The sequence below is a fragment of the Maribacter sp. PR1 genome, from assembly GCF_028464145.1.
Classification (GTDB): Bacteria; Bacteroidota; Bacteroidia; order Flavobacteriales; family Flavobacteriaceae; genus Maribacter.
This window is the reverse complement of the sequence record NZ_JAQPCG010000002.1, coordinates 444,252-469,674: the sequence shown is the minus strand read 5'-3', so window position 1 is coordinate 469,674 and position 25,423 is coordinate 444,252. Positions and strand designations below refer to the sequence as shown.

The 25,423-nt window shown below is 37.0% G+C and carries 29 protein-coding genes; 12 read left to right on the top strand and 17 right to left on the bottom strand.

All coding sequences use genetic code 11. The features are described 5' to 3' along the window. The first annotated feature begins 182 nt into the window (after positions 1-182). From PP182_RS05780 to PP182_RS05765, 4 genes are all read left to right on the top strand, one after another. Complete coding sequence (locus tag PP182_RS05780; RefSeq protein ID WP_272650387.1) at positions 183-560, top strand: hypothetical protein; 378 nt, start codon at positions 183-185, stop codon at positions 558-560. Between the two features lie 98 nt (positions 561-658). Next, entirely contained in the window at positions 659-1,222 is a 564-nt protein-coding gene (locus PP182_RS05775; RefSeq protein ID WP_272650386.1) for a DNA-3-methyladenine glycosylase I, read from the top strand. Next, positions 1,209-1,790 (top strand): hypothetical protein, encoded by a 582-nt coding sequence (locus PP182_RS05770; RefSeq protein WP_272650385.1) that lies wholly within the window; start codon positions 1,209-1,211, stop codon positions 1,788-1,790. The genes PP182_RS05775 and PP182_RS05770 overlap by 14 nt, the downstream gene beginning before the upstream one ends. 37 nt (positions 1,791-1,827) lie before the next feature. Next, positions 1,828-2,469, top strand: a complete 642-nt coding sequence (locus PP182_RS05765; RefSeq protein WP_272650384.1) for a DUF2490 domain-containing protein — start codon at positions 1,828-1,830, stop codon at positions 2,467-2,469. Here the strand turns inward: PP182_RS05765 and aat are convergent. Further along, positions 2,458-3,093 carry a leucyl/phenylalanyl-tRNA--protein transferase gene (aat, locus tag PP182_RS05760; RefSeq protein ID WP_272650518.1) on the bottom strand — a complete coding sequence of 212 codons (636 nt, stop codon included), beginning with the start codon at positions 3,091-3,093 and terminating at the stop codon, positions 2,458-2,460. The two genes, PP182_RS05765 and aat, sit on opposite strands and share 12 nt — an antisense overlap. Positions 3,094-3,229: 136 nt before the next feature. After that, complete coding sequence (locus tag PP182_RS05755) at positions 3,230-3,604, bottom strand: DUF3127 domain-containing protein (RefSeq protein WP_272650383.1); 375 nt, start codon at positions 3,602-3,604, stop codon at positions 3,230-3,232. 125 nt (positions 3,605-3,729) lie between these two features. Here PP182_RS05755 and PP182_RS05750 point away from each other — a divergent pair, with 125 nt between their 5' ends. Both PP182_RS05750 and PP182_RS05745 read left to right on the top strand, forming a co-directional pair. Continuing rightward, on the top strand, positions 3,730-4,878 hold the full coding sequence (locus tag PP182_RS05750) for a sensor histidine kinase (protein ID WP_272650382.1): 1,149 nt from the start codon (positions 3,730-3,732) through the stop codon (positions 4,876-4,878). Positions 4,879-4,880: 2 nt separating this feature from the next. Beyond that, on the top strand, positions 4,881-5,237 hold the full coding sequence (locus PP182_RS05745; RefSeq protein ID WP_272650381.1) for a hypothetical protein: 357 nt from the start codon (positions 4,881-4,883) through the stop codon (positions 5,235-5,237). Here PP182_RS05745 and PP182_RS05740 read toward each other — a convergent pair. Together PP182_RS05740 and greA are read right to left on the bottom strand one after the other, a co-directional pair. Then, positions 5,227-5,616, bottom strand: a complete 390-nt coding sequence (locus tag PP182_RS05740; RefSeq protein ID WP_272650380.1) for an HIT family protein — start codon at positions 5,614-5,616, stop codon at positions 5,227-5,229. The two genes, PP182_RS05745 and PP182_RS05740, sit on opposite strands and share 11 nt — an antisense overlap. A gap of 76 nt (positions 5,617-5,692) precedes the next feature. Further along, complete coding sequence (greA, locus tag PP182_RS05735; RefSeq protein WP_272650379.1) at positions 5,693-6,169, bottom strand: transcription elongation factor GreA; 477 nt, start codon at positions 6,167-6,169, stop codon at positions 5,693-5,695. A gap of 133 nt (positions 6,170-6,302) precedes the next feature. Here greA and PP182_RS05730 point away from each other — a divergent pair, with 133 nt between their 5' ends. Next, positions 6,303-6,740 (top strand): Rieske (2Fe-2S) protein, encoded by a 438-nt coding sequence (locus PP182_RS05730; protein WP_272650378.1) that lies wholly within the window; start codon positions 6,303-6,305, stop codon positions 6,738-6,740. A 47-nt stretch (positions 6,741-6,787) separates the two neighbouring features. Here PP182_RS05730 and PP182_RS05725 read toward each other — a convergent pair whose 3' ends face one another. Then, complete coding sequence (locus tag PP182_RS05725; protein WP_272650377.1) at positions 6,788-8,962, bottom strand: TonB-dependent receptor; 2,175 nt, start codon at positions 8,960-8,962, stop codon at positions 6,788-6,790. Positions 8,963-9,697: 735 nt separating this feature from the next. On the opposite strand from PP182_RS05725, the gene PP182_RS05720 reads away from it, so the two are divergent. After that, complete coding sequence (locus tag PP182_RS05720) at positions 9,698-12,139, top strand: ATP-binding protein (protein WP_272650376.1); 2,442 nt, start codon at positions 9,698-9,700, stop codon at positions 12,137-12,139. On the opposite strand, the gene PP182_RS05715 is transcribed toward PP182_RS05720, so the two are convergent. From PP182_RS05715 to PP182_RS05675, 9 genes are all read right to left on the bottom strand, one after another. Then, a complete protein-coding gene (locus PP182_RS05715) occupies positions 12,136-13,494 on the bottom strand; it encodes a sigma-54-dependent transcriptional regulator (RefSeq protein WP_272650375.1) in 1,359 nt (452 codons plus the stop codon). The two genes, PP182_RS05720 and PP182_RS05715, sit on opposite strands and share 4 nt — an antisense overlap. A gap of 184 nt (positions 13,495-13,678) precedes the next feature. After that, on the bottom strand, positions 13,679-13,981 hold the full coding sequence (locus PP182_RS05710) for a hypothetical protein (RefSeq protein ID WP_272650374.1): 303 nt from the start codon (positions 13,979-13,981) through the stop codon (positions 13,679-13,681). A gap of 271 nt (positions 13,982-14,252) precedes the next feature. Next, the gene (locus tag PP182_RS05705) at positions 14,253-14,573 is read right to left on the bottom strand and encodes a hypothetical protein (protein WP_272650373.1); all 321 of its coding nucleotides are present in this window, start codon (positions 14,571-14,573) and stop codon (positions 14,253-14,255) included. A 150-nt stretch (positions 14,574-14,723) separates the two neighbouring features. Next, positions 14,724-15,026, bottom strand: coding sequence for a hypothetical protein (locus PP182_RS05700; RefSeq protein ID WP_272650372.1), 303 nt, complete (start codon positions 15,024-15,026; stop codon positions 14,724-14,726). A gap of 205 nt (positions 15,027-15,231) precedes the next feature. Then, positions 15,232-16,770 carry a DUF4301 family protein gene (locus tag PP182_RS05695; RefSeq protein WP_272650371.1) on the bottom strand — a complete coding sequence of 513 codons (1,539 nt, stop codon included), beginning with the start codon at positions 16,768-16,770 and terminating at the stop codon, positions 15,232-15,234. Beyond that, positions 16,767-17,330: an ATP-binding protein gene (locus PP182_RS05690; RefSeq protein ID WP_272650370.1), complete on the bottom strand. Its 564-nt coding sequence runs from the start codon at positions 17,328-17,330 to the stop codon at positions 16,767-16,769. Before PP182_RS05690 ends, PP182_RS05695 begins: the two co-directional genes overlap by 4 nt. Further along, positions 17,291-17,923: a nicotinamide riboside transporter PnuC gene (pnuC, locus tag PP182_RS05685; protein WP_272650369.1), complete on the bottom strand. Its 633-nt coding sequence runs from the start codon at positions 17,921-17,923 to the stop codon at positions 17,291-17,293. Before pnuC ends, PP182_RS05690 begins: the two co-directional genes overlap by 40 nt. Further along, positions 17,907-18,167: a hypothetical protein gene (locus PP182_RS05680; RefSeq protein ID WP_272650368.1), complete on the bottom strand. Its 261-nt coding sequence runs from the start codon at positions 18,165-18,167 to the stop codon at positions 17,907-17,909. Before PP182_RS05680 ends, pnuC begins: the two co-directional genes overlap by 17 nt. 130 nt (positions 18,168-18,297) lie before the next feature. Then, positions 18,298-18,939, bottom strand: coding sequence for a 4'-phosphopantetheinyl transferase family protein (locus PP182_RS05675; RefSeq protein ID WP_272650367.1), 642 nt, complete (start codon positions 18,937-18,939; stop codon positions 18,298-18,300). A gap of 81 nt (positions 18,940-19,020) precedes the next feature. Between PP182_RS05675 and ahcY the strand changes: the two genes are divergently transcribed. The 3 genes from ahcY to PP182_RS05660 all read left to right on the top strand — a co-directional run bounded on the left by ahcY (position 19,021) and on the right by PP182_RS05660 (position 22,323). Beyond that, a complete protein-coding gene (ahcY, locus tag PP182_RS05670) occupies positions 19,021-20,337 on the top strand; it encodes an adenosylhomocysteinase (protein WP_272650366.1) in 1,317 nt (438 codons plus the stop codon). Between the two features lie 146 nt (positions 20,338-20,483). Beyond that, entirely contained in the window at positions 20,484-21,779 is a 1,296-nt protein-coding gene (locus tag PP182_RS05665; RefSeq protein ID WP_272650365.1) for a M20/M25/M40 family metallo-hydrolase, read from the top strand. A 22-nt stretch (positions 21,780-21,801) separates the two neighbouring features. Beyond that, a complete protein-coding gene (locus PP182_RS05660) occupies positions 21,802-22,323 on the top strand; it encodes a 5' nucleotidase, NT5C type (RefSeq protein ID WP_272650364.1) in 522 nt (173 codons plus the stop codon). A gap of 54 nt (positions 22,324-22,377) precedes the next feature. Here the strand turns inward: PP182_RS05660 and rpmA are convergent, their stop codons facing one another. The 3 genes from rpmA to PP182_RS05645 all read right to left on the bottom strand — a co-directional run bounded on the left by rpmA (position 22,378) and on the right by PP182_RS05645 (position 23,935). Further along, positions 22,378-22,638 carry a 50S ribosomal protein L27 gene (gene rpmA / locus PP182_RS05655; RefSeq protein ID WP_094997093.1) on the bottom strand — a complete coding sequence of 87 codons (261 nt, stop codon included), beginning with the start codon at positions 22,636-22,638 and terminating at the stop codon, positions 22,378-22,380. Between the two features lie 41 nt (positions 22,639-22,679). Further along, the gene (rplU, locus tag PP182_RS05650; protein WP_272650363.1) at positions 22,680-23,381 is read right to left on the bottom strand and encodes a 50S ribosomal protein L21; all 702 of its coding nucleotides are present in this window, start codon (positions 23,379-23,381) and stop codon (positions 22,680-22,682) included. Between the two features lie 98 nt (positions 23,382-23,479). Beyond that, a complete protein-coding gene (locus tag PP182_RS05645) occupies positions 23,480-23,935 on the bottom strand; it encodes a DUF4199 domain-containing protein (RefSeq protein ID WP_272650362.1) in 456 nt (151 codons plus the stop codon). Between the two features lie 165 nt (positions 23,936-24,100). Here PP182_RS05645 and PP182_RS05640 point away from each other — a divergent pair, with 165 nt between their 5' ends. Continuing rightward, positions 24,101-25,423, top strand: coding sequence for a M16 family metallopeptidase (locus tag PP182_RS05640; RefSeq protein WP_272650361.1), 1,323 nt, complete (start codon positions 24,101-24,103; stop codon positions 25,421-25,423).

Genomic DNA, 25,423 nt, shown 5'->3' with positions numbered 1-25,423 from the left:
ACTTTTTTTAACAGATATAATACTGTTAGTTTAAATAGCTTTTATATTTTTGAATTGTAAGATTTATAGGGATGTTAATGATAATATGACAATTTTAGGGGTGTAATTTTCAACAGTACCCATTATCCAAGCCACATTTCCTGTTTTTACAACTATTTTATGAACCTTAAATCGATAAAACTATGAAACATGTACTCACATTTTTAACATTATTTTTGGTGTCTTTTGGTGTTTTTGGTCAAGAAAAATCTAATGAAATAGAGGTTGGCGACATCTTCACCATTCAAACAGACTCTAACCTACCTTTTAATCACATTCATTTTCCAAGTTCGAATTTTATTATTAAACGCGGAGGTATTGCCAACTATAAAAGCTTGGACGATGTAAAGGTAAAAGTGGTAAAGGTTTATGATAACGATGTAATTAAAATTACATCTCTCAACGGTAAAAAATTCTTTAACATTTATAAATATGTAAAAGCGGACATTGAGGAAGCTTTGGAAAACGGAGAGTTACAATACATAGATTTGAGCAAGAAATCTACCGTAGCCGTTAATTAATAACGAAAGATGCTATAGAATAAAATTCCCGCTACAAGATTTTGTAGCGGGAATTTTTACATTTGTTAGAATTTGAATTGTGGTTTAATACATTTCCTATGAAAATAAATCGTTGTGGTTGGTGCGAAGGTGATAACCTATATGAGGCCTATCATGACAAGGAATGGGGCGTACCTGTAAAGGATGATGCGACCCTTTTTGAATTTCTCGTTTTAGAAACCTTTCAGGCTGGACTAAGTTGGATCACTATTTTAAAAAAGCGAGAGAACTTTAAAAAGGCCTTTGATGGTTTTGATTATAAAAAAATAGCGCAGTACGACCAACACAAAATAAAGGATTTGTTAGACAATGCCGGAATAATACGCAACAAATTAAAAGTTAATGCAACGGTATCCAACGCTAAAGCTTTTATGGAAGTTCAATCTACATTTGGAAGTTTTAGCAATTATTATTGGGGCTTTGTGAATAACACTCCAATAAAAAATCGTGTTGAAAATTATAAGGAAGCTCCTGGAAAAACGCCTCTTTCGGACTTAGTAAGCAAAGACCTAAAAAAAAGAGGTTTTAAATTTGTAGGCAGTACCGTAATATATGCAATGATGCAAGCTACGGGAATGGTCAATGACCATGAAATAAGTTGTTTTAGATATGAAGAAGTTTAATATTCTATTGCTATTCGCTTTGCTGTGTGTTTCCTTAAACGCACAGCACAAATATGAAAGGGAATATAGAATTAAGAAATCACAATTTCCTTCCTCCGCGCTTGAACTCATCGATGAAAAACTGGATGATGCTAGACGTATAAAATTTTATCGCGAAACGGATAGTACCAAAGTTAGTTATGAGGCTAAGTTTAAAAAAGACAGACTTTGGTATAGTGTTGAATTTAATGAAGAAGGCGTTCTAGAAGATGTGGAAATATTAATAAAAAAAGTAGATATCCCCTCGGAAACATGCGAAAACATTGAGCGCTATCTCGGAAGTTCATTTACCAAACATCGTATTAAAAGGATACAGCAACAATATCCTACCTATAAAAACGAATCGTTGGAAAAAACGATTAAAAATGCTTTTCAGAACTTACTTCTACCGACCATAAATTATGAATTTATAGTTGCTGGTAAAAAAGACAAGGGATATTATGACTATGAGATATTATTTGATGCCAACGGGAAAATGAAGAAAACAAGGAAGTCTTTACCTCCAAACTATGACCACGTTCTCTACTAGACTACTTTTTATATTTTCATTGCTTTTTGTGATTTTGATGCCTTCATTAGTAAAGGCACAGGAAAACCTTACTGGTTACTGGAATCCTAAAGTATCCCTTAATTATGATGTTAGCTCCAATTACTCCCATAACTTCTCAGTGGAAAAACGCTCATATTTTTATCGGGATTCAGACTTACAATTAAATGTTCGTCAAATAGATTTAAATCATTTTTCTAACTTTAAAGTATTAGACAATCAAAGCATTGGGTTTGGTATTAAATATAGGCTTAAGGAAACATTTGAAAATAGTACTGAAAACGAACTTAGGTTCACGGAACAATACAATATCACCTTAAAACGGGGAAGCATTAGATACGGCCACCGTCTACGCGCCCAGCAACGTATTACCAAATCTAGTACTGTTCATAGGTTCCGTTATCGTTTTGCTTTAGATTTTCCCTTAAAAGGTAAGGAATTGGATATAGGCGAACCTTATCTAATGGTATCTACGGAATCACTGCTTAGTGTTGGAAAATCATTGTTACCAGCATTTGACCAACGATTAACATCAAAATTAGGTTGGGTTTTAAGTACGACTACGAAACTTCAGCTTGGAATGGAGTATAGGACCGAAAATTATGCACAATCTACAGAAAATAAACTTTTTTTTCTAACGGAATTAGTCTTAAATCTTTAATTGCTTTATAAAGGATTCTCTAGGTATTTCTTTTGCACCAAGGCTTGCTAAATGATCAGTATACAATTGGCAATCTATGAAGCGGTAATCTTTCTCCAGAAGATTCTGAGCCAACCTAATAAATGCAAATTTAGAAGCATTGGGTTTTCTGCTGAACATACTTTCTCCACAGAATACATGACCTAGGTCCACCCCATAAAGACCGCCGACCAAATTCCCATCTTCCCAAACTTCATAGGATTTTGCAATGCCCTTTTTATGCAATTCCATGTACGCCGACTTCATTTCCTCCGTAATCCATGTACCTGCTTGACCTTCTCTTTTAATGGAAGAACAATGCTCCAAAACTTCGTTAAAACTAGTGTTCACAGTAATATTGAATTTATTCTCCCTTATCAACTTTCGCATACTTTTAGAAATCTTTACGTCTTTTGGGTATAATATCATCCTTGGGTCAGGGCTCCACCAAAGTATAAGCGAATCGTCATTAAACCACGGGAAAATTCCATTTTGGTAGGCCAGAAGCAATCTTTCAGAGGATAGGTCGCCACCTACTGCCAATAATCCTTCAGAGTTAGCATTCTCCACCGGGGGGAAGTACATCTCCTCTCCTAAAAAATATATGGAATCTCTACCTTTCTGCAATTTCAAAAACTTTTTTTCAAATTAACAAATTGGGTAAAAATGTAAAAACTTGTTTAACCTTTTTAAGGTCAAACAAGCTTTCATAATTAAAGTATAAATGTTATTACTTGATATCCTAGAAGGGAAGATCATCGTGATCCTCTTCGTTGATATTGTCAGCTGGTTCAAAGGCTTCCATGGGAGGAACAGGAGGCATTCCCTCCGGTTGCGTTTGTTGAAGGTTTTCTATTCGCCATCCCTGGATAGAATTAAAATATTTTGTTTCACCTTGGGGATTGGTCCATTCCCTTCCACGTAGGTTGATACTTATTTTAACGTCCTGGCCCACACCATAGTTGTTCAACAAATCACATTTGTCCTGAACAAACTCTACCATCAGGTGCTGTGGATATTGCTCGTCTGTAGTTACTACAACTTCGCGTTTTCTAAAACCATTGTTGCCAAATGTTTTAGTCTCGCCTACCATTTTTATTTTTCCTTCAATTTCCATCTTATATGCGCTTTAACTTCAAAAGCCAAAAGTAAACAAAATGCTTGGGGAATAAAATAGTATAAAGTCCAATACACAACAAATATTTACATTTTAGGTTATCTTTAATAGAACAAAATAGTTGGATGAATTTTAGTCCTAAAAACAAATCAACCAATATTTTTCTAGTAATTGGCTCCTTTATTGTTGTGAGTCTAATTCTCTGGAATACAAATAGCTTTTTTAAAACCTTTAAGGAAGAAGAGCGTTTAAAAATGGAAATTTGGGCCACTGCCCAATCCGAGTTCTTACAATCCCCAGAAGATGTTGATCTTGGCAGCCTCCACTTAAAGGTTTTCCAGAACAACACCTCCACACCCATGATCCTTATTAATAAGGACAGTTCTATCCGTGTAAACAATATACCTTCGGAAATGGTTACGGATTCACTTTATATTGCCGAAAAACTAAGGCAGTTCCAAGATGAAAATGTACCAATTTCCATAGATCAGCAAGGGGAACATTTGGCAACGCTTTATTATGGTAATTCTGAAGTACTGAATAAACTTAAGTTCTATCCCATTGCACTATTATTAATAATCCTGCTTTTTGGAGCCGTTATTTATTTCTTATTTAAAACCAATAAGGCGTCCGAACAAAACAAACTGTGGGCAGGTATGGCCAAGGAGACTGCACATCAGATCGGAACGCCGTTATCCTCACTTTTAGGTTGGAACGAATTACTAAAATCAGAGCATATCAACGAGGAAATAACCCGAGATATAGAAAAGGACATTGCAAGGCTTCAAACCATTACCGAAAGATTTTCAAAAATAGGTTCTCTTCCTAAGCTTAATGAATCCGATATCGTATCGGAGACTAAGAGTGCCTACGACTATCTTAAAAGAAGAAGTTCTAAACTTATCCATTTTTCGTTCAATTCACAAGTAGAAAAAACCATGGTTCTTTTGAATAGTTCCTTATATAATTGGACTATTGAAAATTTGGTCAAGAATGGAATTGATGCCATGAAAGGGAAAGGAAGTATTGCTATTGAAATTGTACCTAACGGAAAATTTGTTAATATACTCATCGCAGATTCAGGGCAGGGAATACCCAAAAAAAAATATAATGCTATTTTTAACCCAGGAGTTACCACTAAAAAACGAGGATGGGGACTAGGCCTTTCTTTAGTAAAAAGAATAGTGGAGGAATACCATCAAGGTAAGATTAAAGTACTGTCGTCCGGGAAGGAAGGCACAATAATGCAAATTACGTTCAAAGTACACCAATAGTCATGGCAAAGGAAAAACTCAAAGTAATTAAGGAAGCAGATTTAAACAATAATTGTCCTGAATGCTTTAATCAGGATTTAAAGCTCACTTTTTACCAAAAGCATACCTACAGTCCCTTTTTTCATAAAACTACGAATGAAATATCCAACCAAATCGTGTGTAGGAAATGTAGTTCTATGATTTATCCGGTAAAATGGACCGATGATATAGAAAGAATGTTCGACTACTACCAAAAAACAGTAGTGCCCGCAAAGAAGTCGACCAAACCAACCTTTCTGTTTTTTATTATTCTATTGTTAATGATAACGATAGTGGCCGTTGGTGTCTATTTTTTATTGGGAGGAACTATTAAAGTTTAGCCTTGATATCCTTTGCAATTTCCTCAAACTCTTCATCTGAAAATTTCACTTTGTTTTGAAAAGTAGCGTCTTGCATGGAGGTCAATGGTATCAAATGGACATGAACGTGAGGAACTTCTAAACCTATTACCGTTAATCCTACTCTTTTACAATCGATAGCTTTTTCAATGGCCTTACCTACTTTTCTTGAAAAATCCATGAGGCCACTGTAGGTGGCTTCATCCAAATCCAACAACTTATCAACTTCCGTTTTTGGAATGCACAGGGTATGCCCTTTGGCATTGGGATTTATATCTAAAAACGCAAGGTAATTTTCGTCCTCGGCAATTTTATAACTGGGTATTTCTCCTTTTATAATTTTAGTGAAAATTGATGCCATGTTCTACGTTTTAAAAAAATAAAAACCCCATCATAAAATGACTATGATGGGATTAAAATTAGGTAATTATCAGATATTATTCCCTTGTAATTTCCAGAATGTCAAATTTCATTTTACCATTTGGCACTGATATTTCCGCCACGTCTCCTACGCTTTTACCTAATAGACCCTTGCCTATGGGCGAATTGACCGAGATTTTTCCGGATTTCAAATCGGCCTCACTTTCTGCTACCAATTTGTATTTCATTTCCATACCATTGGTCTGGTTCTTCAGTTTTACGGTGGAAAGTACAAGAACTTTGGAGGTGTCCAATTGCGACTCATCAATTAGTCTAGCGTTGGACAAAGTGGCTTCCATTTTTGAGATTTTCATTTCTAAAAGTCCCTGTGCCTCCTTTGCGGCATCATATTCCGCATTTTCGGATAAATCGCCTTTATCGCGTGCCTCGGCAATAGCCTGGGAGGCCTTCGGGCGTTCCACATCCCTTAAATAATTTAATTCCTCCTTAAGCTTTTTTAATCCCTCGGCTGTATAATATGATACGTTACTCATTGTGTCATCGTTTTATAAATAGCAAAATCCTCTATAACAGTCGTGTAGGCACAACTTATTTAGAGAGGATTTAACACAAATATATATATTTTTGCTCAAATTTGCTTATCTATTCCCCAAACATTGTAAGGACATGAAACGAATATCCGGTCTATTATTCTTGCTATTTTTATTTGCTTGCGAAAACAATGGCACCAATAGAAATCCTTATTTACAAGAAATAAACTTCAGATTCGACGCCAACTTGAACCTTCCCCTCTACAGCCCATTAACCAATACTGGTAGTGCAGTTTTAGTCACTGCGGATGGTGTTGGCACGCAAGGGATATTTATTATCAATGCAGGTTTTAACCAATTTCGTGCTTTTGAAGCGAGTTGTCCCAACCACGCCCCAAACAATTGTTCTACCATGACTTTGAATGGCCAAGTGGCCACCTGTTCCTGTGAAGATTACGAGTACAGTCTTTTTACCGGACAGATGCTTAACAGGCCAGATGACGGAAATCGCTATTACGACATGTTGGAGTATCGGACTAGTTATGGTGGAAATAGTGTTACGGTAACGAATTAAAAAAGCCCCAAAATAAGGATTGAAATTATTTTGAGGCATTTATTCATTTAGAAGTTAACCGTAGCTCCCAATAGAAAATTAATACCCGCTTGTGGATAATAACCTGCACCTTCAATAGTGGTGATTACCCCTGGAGTAGAAAAATCATCGTCGTAGGTGAAAAAATAGCCATTGGAAACGATATCGGTGTCAAACAAATTATTGACCAACCCGGAAAATACAATACTCTGTAAAAAACCATTGAAGGCAACTTCATATTGGACATTTAAATCCGTTTGGGAATAGGCATCCAAAACAGAAGCCTCTGAATCTATATTGCCCATATATTGCTTTCCTACATATTTAGACAATACCGAAATCTGAAAAGCATCCGTAGGACTGTAGGTGATTACGTTGCCTGCAACAATATCCGGAGAATAGGCTATGTTCGTATTTCCTAAATTTTCCAACGTACCATCTCGTTGAAATAAGAAATCTTCATTTTTATTGGTACTTAAGGCCAAGTTGGGCCTCCAAGTAAATTTTTCATTGAATCTTATCTGGGCATCAACTTCAAGACCCAAACGATAACTATCTCCTACGTTGGCCCTTAAGGGTGCCCCAACATCGTTTAATTCCCCAGTTAGTACCAATTGATCTTGATATTTCATATAATAAATATTGGTGTTCAATTGAACATCCGGATTGATATAGCGCCAACCCAACTCCCAATCGTTCAACTTTTCTGGTCTCGGATTGCCATTTTCATAGTCGTTTCGGTTGGGTTCCCTACTGGCATTGGCATATGAGAAGTAAAAATTGTTGTTTCGGTTCAAATCGAAGGTGATACCGGCCTTAGGGTTAAAAAAATTAAAAGTATCATCCACCAGTCCCGTATCGTCCCCATTGGCTTGATACGCTACGGCCCTATATTGTAAATCCCCATAAAGTGACCATTTGTCGTTCAAATTGTAATTGACCTTGGAATAGATATTGAAGTCCGTCTTTTTGGAGGTGTCATCATAGTACCGATCTCTGTATGCACTATTACTGGCAAATTCTGACCAAATGACCTCACCAAAGTGATCTCCTTCATACTTGTTCCAGCCTCCTCCGAAAATGAGATTAAGATTTTCCTTATCATATGTGGCGGAAAAAACGGTTCCATAAAAGTTATTATCCAACCAGCGTCTACGGATCAGGTCGGTCGTATTTACTTCCTCACCATCAACCATCAACGGTTCAAAACCATAGGTCTCAAAATCATCATCCTCCCTATACTGTTCAAAGAAGCCCCTTCCCCTAGTGTAGTGCAATGCTAAATTGGTACTCCAATATTCGGATATTTGTTCGTTCCATAAAAGTTGGGTGTGGTCTTGTTTATAATTATCCACCTCGTTGTCATAAAATTGAGTATTTCCGTTTTCATCGGTATAAATTCCCGATGGATTAAAAGTACGATCGGTTTCCAACATGGCCGCATCGATACCATACCAAGCTTGATACGTTATTTCATGCCCACCGAAAAGCAAGGCTTTTATCAGGGTGTTCTCATCTTTGTAAGCCCCTTGTATAAAATAGGAATCCAAATCCGAGGAAGCCCTATCGATATAACCATCTGAAGTAATTCGGGATAACCTTCCCGAGATTTCCACGTGATCGTTTAAAAGACCCGTACTAAATTTAAAATTGTTCCTTAGGGTATTAAAACTTCCAACGGAAGACGAAATTTGAGCAAAAGCCTCCTCAGAAAAACCATCGGTCAATAAATTTAAGCTTGCTCCGAAGGCTCCGGCACCATTTGTGGATGTTCCAACACCCCTCTGTAATTGTAGACTTTGGGTGGAAGAAGCAAAATCGGGCATATTGACCCAAAAAGTTCCTTGGGATTCGGCATCATTATACGGTATTCCGTTAATGGTGACATTAACTCGGGTTGCATCGCTACCTCTTACCCGTATTCCGGTGTAACCTACTCCGGCTCCGGCATCAGATGTTGTTACCACGGAAGGCAAAAAATTCATGAGAATCGGAATATCCTGACCCAAATTTCTAGGTTTGATCTGTTCCTTGGTCAGGTTTGAAAAGGTAACCGGTGATTCCTTGGTCACCCGTACTGCGGAGACAAAAACCTCGTCCAATACTACTTTTTTTCCCTCTAGGGAATCTGTTGGTTGTTGTTGGGCCAATGAGCCCATGGTTAGACCCAAAAGGGTCATTGTTGTGAACATAGAGTATTTCATTCGTAAAACTTTTTACGAATAAAAGGGGCTATTATTCTGAATTAAAATTGATTTTTGTGAAATTAAATCACGTAATATTCAATGAAGATCGTGCTTATGACATGTTAGCTACTGCACCATCTCGCGCCGCTTTCAAAAAGCCCTAAGGACCTTTATCCGTGGCCGTCCCTTGGCAGCATTATCCGCCCAGGTTCATTGGGTATAATCTCAGCTTCCTCCAAAATTGGATTCGGCACCCCTTTGAGATGGAACAAATGTAAATTAGTTTTTCTAAATTATTGAATTCTTTTTAGAAAAAAATTGATTTGATCACAATTGGCATAATGGTATAAAAAAAGGAGCCGCCTAAGCAACTCCCTTCACAACCAACCAAAAAAACCAATTTTCTAAACTTTCTAATAACCATAGAACCCATTTTTCTAAAAAAAGAATGGTTCAATTACAATTACCGAGGAATCGAGTTCAATCTAAAATTATGGTTCATTTGATGGTTCCTTCATAGTTAATAGTTAGTGTTTCTATAAAGGTTCGTTATTATCTTCTGTTAATGACATCGCATTAGTTATCTCTTTCTCTAATTCACTTATTAAGACACATAAGTATTTAAAAGGTCACTTTTAGATAGAAAAAATAAAATTATGGTAAAAAGAAACCCAATAGCTTAACAAAGAAGGAGTACAAAGATTTAACACCGCTTTAAAACTTATAATCTGATTTAGTTCGTAACTAGTATTCATGGAAAAATCCAAAAACAAGTTTACTATCAAAATTGTTTTTAGCTACTTACTACTGCTAGTATTAGCCGGGATTGCAACCTATTATGTCTATTCAGAAATAGGAACCTACATCACCAAGGAAGAAACCGAAAGGAGTGATTCAAAACTTTTAAAGACCAGCTCTTTAATAACTCAACTATATGAGGCCGAAAGTCTTTCCAAACTTGCCCTACAGTCCAAAGAAAAAAAAGCCTTTGATACCTACATACTAAAAATAGACTCAACATATAAGGACATTGAGCAACTAAAATCTTTTACGACCAGCGATTACCAGAAAAAACTATTGGACAGCCTTCAAATACTACTAGAGCGAAAAGTTGCCAACAATAAGGTTTTAAGAAGACTTAAAACCAGGGACCAAACCGATTTGGCAATAAATAAAGCCCTAACAGAGTTTGATCAGTTAGAAGAGTCGTTGGGTGTAATCACCCCAGAAGGTATTGCACCAAATATTAAGGACTTATCACCAAAAGCTCAAGAGGTCATTAGGGACCTAGCAAAATATTTAAACCAAAATGTTCCTAAAGATTCCGAAGAGGAAAAAGAGCTAAAGGCCGATAGTGTTTTGCAGGCTTCTAAGGCATTGCTTAGGGAGGTTCAAAAAGAAAACAGGCTCAACGAAAATAGTTTGGCACTTAGGGAAATTGCAATTAACAAAACAGATGTTGAATTGTCCCAACAATTAAGAAGTATTCTATCCTCCTTTGAGCAAGAAATTTTAAAGAATACAATCAATGAAAACATAAAAAAAGAAACGGCCCTCAAAAGGAGTGTGCGCCTAGCCATAATTGCTGCTCTTTTAGGTTTTATAGTCGTTGGTATTTTCATTTTTATTTTGAATAGGGATTTTTGGAAAGCCAGTATGTATCGACAAAAATTGGAGAAAGAAAAAAAATACTCTGAAGGTTTACTGAAAAGTAGGGAACAGCTCATTGGGACTGTAAGCCACGATTTAAGGACTCCATTAAATGCAATAACCGGGTATACCAACCTTTTGGAGGACTCTGATATTACACAGAGTCAAGGACAACATCTGGTCCATATAAAATCAGCCACGGATTACGTAAATAATTTGGTCAACGACCTTCTAGATTTTTCTCAATTGGAAGCTGGCAGAATGAACCCAGAAAAAACTCCATTTTCCCTTTATCATTTACTGTATGAAACAGTCGAGGGTTTTAGAACGACCCAGGAAAACGGGACGGTTCAAACCAAAATCCAAATAGATGATGCACTAAAAAAGCCAATTATAAGCGACCCGCTAAGAATTCGGCAAATTGTATCCAACCTTTTGGGAAACGCCTATAAATTCACCAATAAAGGTGAGGTACGACTAGAGGCCCATTTGATTAAAAATAACGGTGCAGTTAAAATTGTTGTATCCGATACAGGTATTGGAATCCCAATAGATGAACAGCAACATATATTTAACGAGTTCACCCAGATTAAGGACAAGGACTTAAAAAAATATGGGGGCTATGGATTGGGTCTTACCATTTCCAAAAAGCTCACTGAATTATTAGGTGGAAGCATTGGTCTAAAAAGTGAAGTAGCAAAAGGAAGTAGATTTACTTTGGAGTTACCCATTATTTTTTCCGCTGAAGAAATAATCAAGGAGAAGAAAGAAGATTATAATTTTTCAGGTAAACCATTGCGTGTTGTCGTTATAGACGATGATACTTCCTTTTTACATATGCTTGGCGAAATGATGAAGAGAGAGAACCTACGAACCTACCTTTTTTCGGATTTCAACCAATTAGAAAAAAATAGTGAAATAAATTACGATATTATTCTAACGGATATTGAAATGCCCTATGTCACAGGTTTTGATGTTTTACAAAAACTGCATAATAAAGATTATGAACATTATAAGGGACAACCTATAATCGCCATGACCGGCAGAAGGGATATGAGCAAAGACTTTTTCGTGCAAAAGGGGTTCAGTGGAGTCCTGAAAAAACCTTTTGCAAAAAATGAGATATTCCGTTTAATGGCAGAGCTTACAGACAATGTTAAAGTTGTAAATAACCTTAAAGTCAAAAATAACGAAGGTCAAAAAAATGATAAAATGTATGACCTCATCTCACTAAAAACTTTTCTAGGCAACGACCAAAAAGCCATACAAGAAATATTGAGCACTTTTGAACAGAATACCATTAATAATCAAAAGGAAATACATACTGCATTCAAAAACAATGACAAAAAACAATTGGGTAAAACAGCCCACAGAATGCTGCCTATGTTCCGACAATTACAAATTGCCAGTTGTATCCAGATACTGGAAAAATTTGAAAATGGTGATGACGGGGAATTTATAGCTCAAGAATTAAAAAAGGAGTATAAAATACTTGAGAAGCGATTGCAAATACTCATTTCTCAATTGCATACAGAGTTGAACTAAAAATCTAGATTGTAGTGGTTAATTCTATTATATAAAGTCTTTCGCGTGACTTGTAATAGTTTGGCCGCTTTGGACTTATTATAATTTGTTCTTTTCAATGCCCTTATTATTTGATCCTTTTCAAATTCTTCCTTGGTCATAGTACCAGAACTATTTTCTACAGTAGAAGGTTCTAACATATCAATGGGCAGTACTGTGGAAATTACTTTATCACCTTCTGTCAATAAAACTGCCCTTTGTATTACATTTTGTAGTTCTCGTATATTGCCCGGCCAGTGGTACGTTTTAAATATTTCCCATACCTCACCATTAAAGTCCTGTACATTTTTATTTAATTTCTGATTGGAAAGACTTAAGAAATATTTCGAAAAAATACTCAAATCCTCCATTCTGTTTACCAATGAAGGTGTTTTTAATGAAAATTCATTTAATCTATGATATAAATCTTCCCGAAAATCACCTTGCCCGACAGCTTCTTTTAAATCCTCATTGGTGGCAGAAATTATACGGACATCCACATTAATTTCCTTATTACTCCCTATCCGTTTAATTTTACGCTCCTGTAAAGCTCTTAACAGTTGAATTTGATTTTCGTAGGAAAGATTCCCTACCTCATCCAAAAACAAAGTCCCACCATTTGCAGCTTCGAAACTACCCACCTTATCCGAAATGGCCCCTGTAAAGCTTCCTTTTAGATGACCAAAAAACTCACTGGCCGCCAATTCCTTGGGGATTGCCCCGCAGTCCAAGGCTATGAAAGGGGCCTTATTTCTTTTACTTGTAGAATGAATTGATTTTGCGGTTACTTCCTTCCCGGTTCCGCTATCCCCCGTAATGAGTACGGACATGTCCGTTGGAGCAACCAGGGAAATATACTGTTGCAACTTTTCCGATGCCGCGCTCACAAACTCGAGATGCTCACCTCTCCTATTGACCGATTCTGACAAAGTCTCCTCAGAGGTTGTTTTATTTTCTTGCTGTGTTTTCTTATTGGTTGATGGACCTTTACCTTTTAAAGCATTTTCAATTGTAGATAGAATTTGGTCCGGGGTAAAAGGCTTTGAAACATAGTCATATGCACCTTGTTTCATGGCTTCTACTGCGGTTTGAACCTCCGCATATCCTGTCATCACAATTACTGGAATATCATCTTGAATTGAATTTATAAGTTGGATGCCATCATAGTCTGGAAGTCTTAAATCCGTGAGAATTACGTCTAAAGTATGTTCTTCAATTTGCTTTTCACCATCCAAACCCGTTGAACTTAAGATTACATCGAAACCATTTCTACTTAAAAACTTTTGAAGCATTTGAGCAAAAGAGGTGTCATCTTCTATAATCAGAATCTTGGGCATATAGGTTTTCTTGTTCTCTTAAATGGGGTAATCGTAAAAGTAACATTTGCCTATAAGTATTCCTTCTAAAATTTTCTTAAAGATTACTGAATTTAGCTAAAGGGTCAAAAAATAGAAAAAGGCAGCAATTTGCTACCTTTTTCTGACCAAACCAACTTGATACAAACAAGTTATCTTTTTGTGATTACATATCTAACCAATTCCCTTCCTTATCGGCATAAAGTGTTCCTGCCGTACCATCTTCCAAGGCAACCTCTAGCTTATATTGCTTTTCTTCGTTCACATAAGCTTTATTGATAGTTGCTGTTGGATAGTTTGTTGAAACTGCATTGGTTACCGCCTCTGGTAATTCTGAAGTTTCAATTTCGGTAAATTCATCCGCAACTGCAACCATTTCCGTGGCATCTGCCTGCGCTAAATCGGCATCTTGTGCCATTACCGGTAAACTTGCTATTGCTAATGCTCCTAATAAAACTAACCTTTTCATAATTCTAAATATTTAATAATTAATAATTGTTTTCAAATTCAAGAGGTATAGTAGCAAAATGATGCCATGATTAACTAATAAATACAACTATTTGGATTTCAATTATTTAAATAATATTTTTTAAGATTTATTTGGGTAAATGTGTGCTTAAAGGTCCTATGTTGGGTAAAAGTTATACATATACAAAGAAGCGATTTTAAAACGGATGCATAATTTAAATTAGGCACACCCATTATAATAATAAAAAAGGCTGCCGAAGCAGCCTTTTTTATTATGAATTTGTCCTAATTTTTTTCTTTCTTATCCAATTCCCATATTGGTCAATATAAACCGTTCTCCTAGTTCCACTTTTCAGAACCATGATCAACTTAAATTCTCCCTCAGTGTTTCTATAGGCTGCACCTAATTTTGATGTAGGATATTGTTTTAGAATTTCCTCAATTACTGGAGGTGTCAATTCACTGGAAGATATACGTTCATAATCATCGTTAAGTACTTCTTTCTTTAAAACTTCATCATTCTGATTCTGCATTGCTTGTCCACTCATTATCACACCAACCATTATCAAAATCAATATTAAATACTTTTTCATCTTAAAATTTTTAATCGTTATTAAATCATACTACTTTAAATTACGGATGACATTCTAAATTGGATTTCCACTCCCTAATCTTTTAGAACATTTTAACGAAAAAAGGCTACCGAAGCAGCCTTTTCAAATAAACAAACTATAGAGAACAATTTACATCTCAAGCCAGTTTCCTTCGGAATCTGCATAGAGTTCCATACTACTACCGTCTTCGGTAGAAACTTCTAATTTATAGGTACTTTCCTCATTCATGTAAGCTTTATTGATACTAGCACCTGGATAATCTGCTTCCAATGCTGTAGTCACTGCTTCCGGAACATCGGAAACCGCAATTTCCTCATAACCTTGAACAATGACCTCTTCCATTATTCCATCATGAAATATAATGGGAGTTGCAGCTGTACCTATAGTCAAACCGCCTATTGCTAATGCTGTGGCAAATACTATATTTTTCATTTTTTTATTGATTTAGATTAAACTTCTTTACATCAACTATTGAAAAAATGATACCACAAAAAATAAGAGGATTATTTTTGATATAACAAACTGGTATATAATAAATTAGAATTATATCCGCTTTACTATCGGTTGTATAATAGTGTGCAGGAATAAAAAAAGTGTGTAACGAATACACACTTTTTTTATTCAATTCAAACAATCTTTATGCTTGGTGGGATTCTTTAAGTAAATCCGTAACTGTTTTAACGGGGTTAAAGGTTACTAAAGGCACCTCTACCATAAGAGTATTCCAATGAGCCATTGCTCCATTCCACAGACCAGGTAATTCCAAGGCTTTTAATTCCTTCCCATCCTTTGTCTTTCCTGTAATAAAACCTTGTTTGGTATCCACAAAATTCAGCAAATCAAATTTATCGCCTTTATAATCCCTAATTCCACAAACCAAGTCCACAGGGTTAAAATGTGTAGAATGCTGCAAAATCTCAACCTGTTCCTGGTTATCCATATCTATTTGAGCAGATTCTATTATTTGTAAGGAGATTTCACCTTTCGCATTTTTTATCCAGAAAGGCCCCCCACCCGGTTCCCCTTCATTCTTTACCATACCGCAAATTCTAATAGGTCTATTTATTTTGGACTTTAAAAGATTCCTCTTTTCTCCATCGGATAACTTATCATAACCTTCCTTAAATTTTACATTTAATTCATTCTCCAAAAATTCTTTGATTGTACCTAAATCCGCTTGGGAAGCATTGACACCATCTAACATCTTTGCGTAATTAAAAGCTCTTTTCTGAACTTTTAATAAAACTCCCGCCAATGTTTTTTTGCTGTCCGCTACGTCCTTGGCATCTTTCATAACAGCTACATTATCTATATTCTTAATAAAGATAATATCTGCATCCTGTTCGTTTAAATTTTCTATTAAAGCTCCATGACCTCCGGGTCTGAACAAAACAGTCCCATCAGGGTTTCTAAATGGTTTATTCTCCATATCTACCGCAATAGTATCCGTAGAAGGTTTTTGAAATGAATAATCCACGACATATGAAATCCCGGTGTCCTTAGAAACTCTATCGCCTACCTCTTCAAGTTCGGATTTAAACATTTCTTCATGCTGTTCAGAAATTGTAAAATGCAAATTTGAGGTATTGGAGGAGCTTGCATATAGGGCACCCTCCTTTAAATGTTCTTCAAAGGGGGTCGCGGTATTTTCACCGTATTTATGAAATGGTAATAAGCCCTTTGGGTAAAAGCCATAATTCAAGGCATTCTCGCCCAACAATTCTTGTACAAACAGATAGACTTTTTCTCCCTCTGTTTCAAATGAATTGGGCAGCCTATTCATGACTTTATCATAAAAGGGCATGTTTTCCATTCCTTCGGAAAGTAATTTTATGTCCTTATCGCCCGTACGTTCTAAATAGGCCTTTAAAGTTTCGTCCTTGGGTTTATAACTATCCAAAAAAGCAAATAGGGCTTTGAACATACGTGAGGCAGCTCCAGAAGCGGGAACAAACTTTAGCACATCCAAGTCTTTTACCCTGGTTTCGTATAAGGCGATTAAATCTTGTTCTTCTTGATCTGTAAAACGATATATGCCATTTCCAACAACAGCGGCACCCTGTAAGTCTACAAAAGGAATGCCTTCTTTAAAGGTGTTGATTTGGTCTACTACTTTCTCTTTGGCAATTCCTTTTTCTGCCATTTGTTTTCTGTCCTGTTCTGTGAATTCTATCATTTTCCTAATAAATTATCTATATGTTCCACTGCGAGATTAAGTCGCTCTTTTTTATTTCCTTTTAAGATAATAAAATTGCGCTCAAACTTTTCTAAAGTCGCCCTGAAATATTCGAACATCTCCTCTCTTTCATCTGGTTTATCACGTAAATCGTCTGCCTCCCAAGGAATATCTATATAGGTTAATAAATAAAGGTCGTACGTGTTTTCAATGGCATACTTTTCTAATGTGGGATCACAATCTCCCACATAATAGGCCTCTGAATATACTTTTGTTTCCAGTAAATCGGTATCGCAAATGAGAATTTTCGTTGCTTTTTTGGTCAGGTCATTTTCCAATTGCATTTGGCCTGCAGCTATAGGAAGTAAATCTTCTGGCTCACAAGTTTTACGTTCGTTGTTCCATTTATTCTGAAGGTATTCCCTTGCATACTCCGGAACCCAAACCGTATTGTAATGTCGCGCCAGTTGTTCCGATAAGGTAGTTTTTCCCGTGGATTCCGGGCCAAAGAGAACTACTTTTATAATATTTGACGGTTGTTGTCTATACTTTTCTTCCATTCAAAATAACCTTGGATAGCCAAGATGGTAAATATAAGGTATTGCAGGGAAAGCATGCCCCAACCTCTGTAGGCGTAGAGTGGCACTGTTATGATATCGGCCAATATCCATAGTGTCCAGTTTTCCAATTTTTTAAGAGCCATGTACCACATTCCCGTAAAGAAAACTCCAGAAGTAAATATATCTATATAGTTAGAGGGACCAATTTCTACATCAAAAACTCGATACACCACATAAGTAATGATCATGGTCATAAGAAAAAGGCCAAAGCCAATTATTTTCTCTCTAGAATTGGTTCTGGAAATATGAACGACCTTTTTATTATTCTTAGTCCTTGCCCAGTTCCACCAACCATATACGCTCATGACCGAAAAATAAAAATTCATCATCATATCCCCCATCAGCCGATCTCGATATAATAGATAGACCGTAAGGACCGTGGCTACCAAACCTGTTGGATAGACCAGAATATTCTCCTTTTTTGCATACCAAACACTTAGAATACCGGTAACAAAAACAATCGCTTCAATCACGATAATAAATGTTTCCTTATCCTTATAAGGCCCTAAAAAAAAATCAAAAATGGGGCTCATACGCGCTCCTATCGGATTTTACCATTTTCATATACATCAATCCCTTGTCCATTAGTTCAAAAGCAGTTTTGATTTCGACTTTTAAGACTTCCATTACGGTATCATAAGGTCCAAAAACCTGAGTGCTTAAAGGATTTTCCAAAACCACAAGTCCAGAATTCCTCAGTTTTTTTATAAAATTAATGATGTGTTCCTCAAAATCATCCTGCAAAGGAGAAAAGGTAAGTTCTACAGATATTTCCATGTCAGCTTTTTACGTATTCCAGATACCTCAGGGTACAAAAAGGGCATCAAATTTTTATTTATACCGATTAATTTTTAGAGCAATTATAGCGCTTATATCGAGTAAAGATATTTGATTGAATAACCAAAAGCTAGTCGGTTTTATCTTTAATGGCATAAACACAGGTGAAACCTTCAAATTCTATGAAGTCCACTTTGTAATGGGAAATATCGCCCTCATAAATTATCTCCGCGGTAGTCCTATTTTCGGAAAAGGAAAAATCCGCTACATTGATATGATGCAAAAAACTGATGCCTTGTTGACCGTAAATCTTATAAAGTGACTCCTTGGCCCCCCAAACAATGGTTAATTTTCGTACAATTGCCATTGTATTTGCCAATGTCCTATATTCCTCAAAAGGAGTGAATTTGTGGGCAATTCTAAGAATTTTCTCCCTTTGTTTTTCTATATCGATTCCTACATCGTCAGATTTACTTATGATAATTCCCGTAAAATTATGGGAGTGGGAAATGGAAATTAAATTACCATCCTTAAGATGTGGTTTACCACTTTCATCATAAAATAAGTCTTTATCCACATACCCGTAAATGGCCATTAAATGCCGGATGCTCAAAAAGGCCCTTCGGTGTAATTCGGATTTCATGCCATCGTAACGTGATTGGCAATGGTCTGACAATTCAATTCCTTCGGCTAAAAAACCCTCCGTCTCTTCAACCTTCCAAATAGCTATCGAGGTATCTTTATTAACTGTTATAGTTTTGTAAAGAGGCATTGATTATTAGGGTATTTTGTACCTTTGCAGGACATTTAAAAAAGCTTTGTGCTTTAAACGAAAGTAAAAAGAAAAATAGATATGAGCACCACCACCATTCCATTTGTACCCTATAAAGTAAAAGATGTTAGCCTTTCGGCATGGGGTAGAAAAGAAATTGAATTAGCTGAGGCTGAAATGCCAGGATTAATGTCCTTGCGTGAAGAATATAAAGATGAGCAACCACTTAAAGGCGCTCGTATCGCTGGTTGTTTGCACATGACGATTCAGACAGCGGTTCTAATTGAAACCTTGGTCGCTCTTGGGGCCGAAGTTACTTGGAGTTCTTGTAATATATTCTCTACCCAGGATCAAGCTGCAGCAGCTATTGCAGAAGCAGGCATACCTGTGTACGCCTGGAAAGGTATGAACGAGGAGGAGTTCGATTGGTGTATAGAACAAACCTTGTTTTTTGGTGAGGATAGAAAACCACTGAACATGATTTTGGATGATGGTGGGGATTTAACCAATATGGTTCTTGATAAGTACCCAGAGTTGGCAAGTGGGGTTAAAGGATTATCGGAAGAAACAACAACAGGCGTTCATCGTTTATATGAGCGTGTTAAAAAGGGAACACTTCCAATGCCTGCTATCAATGTAAACGATTCCGTAACCAAATCTAAGTTTGATAATAAATATGGTTGTAGGGAAAGTGCTGTTGATGCCATAAGAAGGGCAACAGATACAATGTTAGCTGGTAAAAGAGTTGTAGTGGCCGGTTATGGAGATGTAGGTAAGGGTACTGCGGCTTCTTTTAAAGGTGCCGGTTCCATAGTAACCGTTACTGAAATTGACCCAATATGTGCACTACAGGCTTGTATGGATGGTTTTGAGGTGAAAAAATTGGAGACCGTCATTAGCAAGGCAGATATCGTTATAACTACTACAGGAAACAAGGATATCATAAGAGGTGAGCATTTTGAGGCACTTAAAGACAAGGCCATTGTTTGTAATATAGGCCACTTCGATAATGAAATTGATATGGCGTGGTTAAATAATAACCATGGAGCTACTAAGGATGAAATCAAGCCTCAAGTTGATAAGTACACGGTTAAGGGTAAGGATATCATTATACTGGCCGAAGGTAGGCTTGTAAACTTAGGGTGTGCTACAGGTCATCCTAGTTTTGTAATGAGTAATTCATTTACCAACCAAACCTTGGCTCAAATCGAATTATGGAATCATAACGACAAGTATGAAAACCAAGTTTATATGCTTCCGAAACATTTGGATGAAAAAGTAGCGAAGCTACATCTCTCTAGACTTGGAGCTGAATTAACGGAGCTAAATGAGGAGCAAGCGGAATATATAGGGGTAACCGTCGAAGGTCCATTTAAACCCGATTATTACAGATATTAAATATATAAATATGATAAAAAAAGCCCTTACATTGTGTAAGGGCTTTTATTTTTTTGCCTCCGCTATTTTCCTTTTATGGAATATCCTTTAAATTCACGCTGAGTGCCAGACAATTTATCAATCGGGCAATTTTAAATAAAAGTATTATGAAGAAAATCTACTTAGGACTACTGACATTTGGCCTGTTGGCGAATCTAATTCAAGCACAGAATACTATTTCTGTTGAAAAAAAATATACTAAAGAAATAGCTCGTTTGGCAAAAGATAAAAAGGTAAAAGTTGCCTTTGGCCAAATTGAAGAACAAAAAGAACAAACGACTAAAGACCATATAAAACTCACTGAAATACTTGCGGCCCCTTTTAAAGAGGATAAAAGAGGTGTGGCATTTGCTCAGCTACTTAGAGAAGCTGGATTAGATAGCATCTGGACGGATAACGTGGGAAATGTAATCGGTTTACGAAAAGGTGTTTCCGATGAAACGGGATATGTTGGAATTGATGCGCACCTCGATATCGTTTTCCCCGAAGGTACAGATGTGACGGTTAAAAAAATTGGCGATACACTTAAGGCTCCCGGTATAGGTGATGATACCAGAGCTTTGGCTAACCTTATTTCGATGTTAAAAGCGATGAACAAGGCGAATATTAAAACCCAAAAGGACGTGCTCATAGTGGGTTCCGTGGGTGAAGAGGGCTTGGGTGACTTACGAGGCATGAAATACATATTTAATGAATCGGGTTTGGATATAGATTCCTGGATTGCCATTGATGGAGGTAGTATGGGACGAGTGAGCAATGCCGGGTTAGGCTCCAAGAGGTATAAATTGCTGGTTAAGGGTAAAGGAGGTCATTCATGGGGAGCATTTGGATTGGCCAACCCACATCATGCCTTGGGTATGGCTATTGATGTTTTTTCGAAAGCGGCTTGGGAATATACCTCAGGTGATATTTCTAAAACGAGTTTTAATGTGGGGCGCATTGGGGGAGGAACATCTGTAAACTCAATTCCTTTCGAATCTTGGATGGAGGTGGATATGCGTGCCATTAGCCCAAAAAATTTGGAAGAAATAGAAGCTATTTTTAAATCATCTGTAGAAAAAGCCATAAATGAATATAATAGCAGCGGAATAGAAGATGAAGTCACCTACGAACTTATAAAAATTGGCGATAGGCCATCAGGTGAACTTTCTGAAGATATTCCATTGGTCCAAAGAAGTATGGCTGCCACAGAATATTTTGGTGTCACACCGTCTTTAGGCAGAGGATCAACGAACATCAATATACCCGTTTCCAAGGGTATACCCGCGGTGTGTATTGGAAGAGGTGGTTCAGGTGGTGGAGCCCATTCGCTTCACGAATGGTATGTAAACGATGAGCCCCATGAAGAATCCATAAAACTGGCACTCCTAATTACCTTGGCACAGGCTGGACTGGACAAATAATAACTCCAAATCGTTCAAAAAAATGATAATTTATGTAGATATGGACGAGGTATTGGCGGATACCTACGGCGCACATATAGAGATATATAATAAAGAATTCAATGGTGAACTTACAGAAGAGCTATGCTTAGGCAAAGAAGTTTGGCATATGGTTCCCGATGCACATCAGGATAGCGTTCGGAATCATGCTAGGAGAAGAGGATTTTTTAGGGACTTAAAGCCAGTCGTCGACAGCCAAAAAATATTGAATGTTTTAGCTGATACATATGAAGTTTATATCGCATCTGCCGCTATGCAGTTTCCAAACTCCTTAGAAGAAAAAAGCGATTGGTTAGATGAACATTTTCCTTTTATTCCATGGCAAAATAGAATCCTATGCGGACATAAACATATTCTCAAGGGAGATGTCCTAATTGATGACAGAAGCTACAACCTAACTCATTTTGACGGGCGTTCCCTGCTCTTTACCTCACCGCACAACGTGAACACCACCGGAATAGAAAGAGTCAATACTTGGCAAGAAGTTGCCGACAAATTGTTATAAGTAAAAAGCCCTCACAGTTGTGAGGGCTTATGTTATTCTAAACGAGAATTTCTTTTACGCCTCAAAGGGCTCAATAGAAACGTAGGATTTACCTCCCGCTTTTTTCTCGAATTTAACCATACCATCTACACGGGCATGCAACGTATGATCTTTTCCTGCGTAAACATTTTCACCAGGATTATGTTTTGTACCACGTTGTCTAACGATAATATTACCGGCAATTGCTGCCTGGCCACCAAATATCTTAACACCTAATCGTTTTGATTCTGACTCTCTACCGTTTTTAGAACTACCTACACCTTTTTTATGTGCCATAATTTTAAGGTTTTATATTATTATACTTTGGAGAATTGCGATTAAGCTTTACCTCCGTCTAATTCGTCTTGCCATTTCTTCAACTCATCCCACTTACCTTCAGCTGCCAATTTAGCTTGTGCTGGCCAAGTATCGGTTACGTGGTTACCACGAACATCAGCGATTATTTCGGCAATTTTCTCTGGAGTGGATTTTGCCAATTCTGCATAAGTTGAAATACCAGCAGCATTTAAGGTCTCTGCAATTTTTGGTCCGATACCTTCAACCTTTTTAAGGTCATCAGCCTTTGCTTTTGCTTTGGCTGCTTTTGGTTTAGAGGCAACAGATTTTTCTACTGGAGCTGCTTTACCCTCAGATTTTGGTTTTGCCGGAGCAGCTTTCTTAGCGACCGGTTTTTCCTCTTTCTTAGCCGGGGCCGCCTTCTTAGCACCTTTTGCAACAATAGACTCAATTACAATCTCCGTTAAGGATTGCCTATGCCCATTTTTCTTTCTATAACCTTTACGTCTTTTCTTGTGAAAAACGATTACTTTGTCACCTCTCAGGTGCTTAATGACTTTTGCCTCTACTGCGGCTCCGTCTATAGCCGGGGCGCCAATAGTAACGTTCTTACCATCATCCAAAAGAAGAACATTGTCAAAAGTTACCTTTTTTCCCTCTTCTGTTTGCAAACGGTGAACGTACACTTTTTGGTCTTTCGCAACTTTAAATTGCTGCCCTGCCATCTCTACAATTGCGTACATATCGTTAAAAATGTATTGTTAAAACCTACTGGATTTTTTCCATAGGCGGGTGCAAATATACTGCTTATTCCATAACCCACAAGGGTTTTTTTACGAATTTAGCTACTCTTTCGTTTTAAATTATTGGAAGATTTAAAAAGCTGCATAAAAGAGAGTGTAAGCACAAGTGAAGTTACGAAACCCATGGTAGCGACTACCAAAAATACGATAGCTTCAAAGTTTTCATATTCCTTGGCCCATTTTGTGGAAAGTTCCTCCAAAAAACCAGGGTTGACCTCGGTTGAATAAAACGCAAAAAACAATGTAAAAAGAAGGGTAGCCACTCCGCCAGTAACAAGACCGGCCACAAAACCTGTACTATACGTAAATGTTTCGGGCCTTTTTATCTTTAGGTACTTTATAGTTTCATATATACCAAATCCTGTAATTACTGCATTAAAAAGACTGTAAAAAACATTAGTATGTAACCCTAGTGATGCCAAAATCAAAAAGTAGGCAATAAGACAAGCACTGGTTACAATTCCAAATCGAATAGGTAGTGTGTAATTTTTCATTTATTTTTTTCTTTTTCATAAGTTAATAAATCTTTGTGATATTGTTAGCGGACAGGCTATAAAACCCTTTGATTATTTAAGATTAAACCTACAAAACCTTATTTTCGTGTAACAATAATCATTAACAATAGACACATTAAAGTGATAAACACTAAACACTAAAAAATGAAGAAAACATTACTCATGGCCTCGAGCCTTCTCCTTTCTTGCGTTACTATCCAGGCGCAAGAAGTAAATTATGAAGAATATGACCTCGACAATGGACTCCATGTCATTCTTCACCAAGATAATACGGCTCCCGTCGTTACCACCTCGGTGATGTACCACGTAGGAGGTAAAGATCGTACTGAAGGCAGAACAGGATTTGCACATTTATTTGAGCATTTATTGTTCGAGGGAACCAAGAACATTGAAAAAGGAAAGTGGTTCGAAATTGTATCCTCCAACGGAGGTACGAACAATGCAAACACCTCACAGGACAGAACCTATTATTACGAGGTTTTCCCATCCAATAATCTTAAGCTGGGCTTATGGTTAGAATCGGAAAGAATGTTGCACCCAGTAATAAACCAAGATGGTGTAGATACACAAATCGAAGTAGTAAAAGAGGAAAAAAGGTTACGTTACGATAATTCTCCATACGGCCAGTTACTTCCTGTATTGGGAAAAAATCTCTTTGAAAAACACCCTTACAAAGATCCAAATATTGGATATATGAAGGATTTGGATGCAGCAACCCTGGATGATGTTGTCGCCTACAATAAAAAGTATTATGTCCCCAATAATGCTGTTCTGGTTGTGGCCGGGGATATTAAGGTTGAAGAAACCAAGCAAATGATAAAAGATTACTTTGGACCTATTCCAAAGGGAGCGGAAGTAGCTCGGAATTATCCCCAAGAAACACCCATTACCACAGAAAGAAAAGCTACAGCCTACGATCCCAATATCCAAATACCGGCAGCAGGGTTGGCATATAGAACACCTGGCTTTAAGGAAAGGGATGCCTATGTATTGGATATGATTTCAACCTATTTGAGTGATGGGCCTACATCCAAGCTTTACAAAAAAATGGTAGATGATCAAAAGCAGGCATTGCAAGTTGGCGCCTTTAATATTCCACAAGAAGATTACAGTATGTATCTGGTTTTTGCCCTACCAGTGGGCGAGACTTCCACGGATACGCTTATCGCCGAAATGGAGGAGGAAATTGCCAAAGTAAGAACGGATTTGATTTCTGAAAGGGACTATCAAAAGCTTCAAAATAAATTTGAGAACCAGTTTGTGAATTCAAATTCCAGTGTGGAGGGTATTGCCAATTCCTTGGCAAGAAATTATATGCTTTATGACGACACCTCGCTGATAAATAAGGAAATAGATATTTATAGGTCAGTAACTCGTGAAGAAATTATGGAAGTGGCCAAAAAATATTTGAAACCGAACCAACACGTTGTAATCGATTATTTACCAGAAGAAAAACCTTCAAATTAG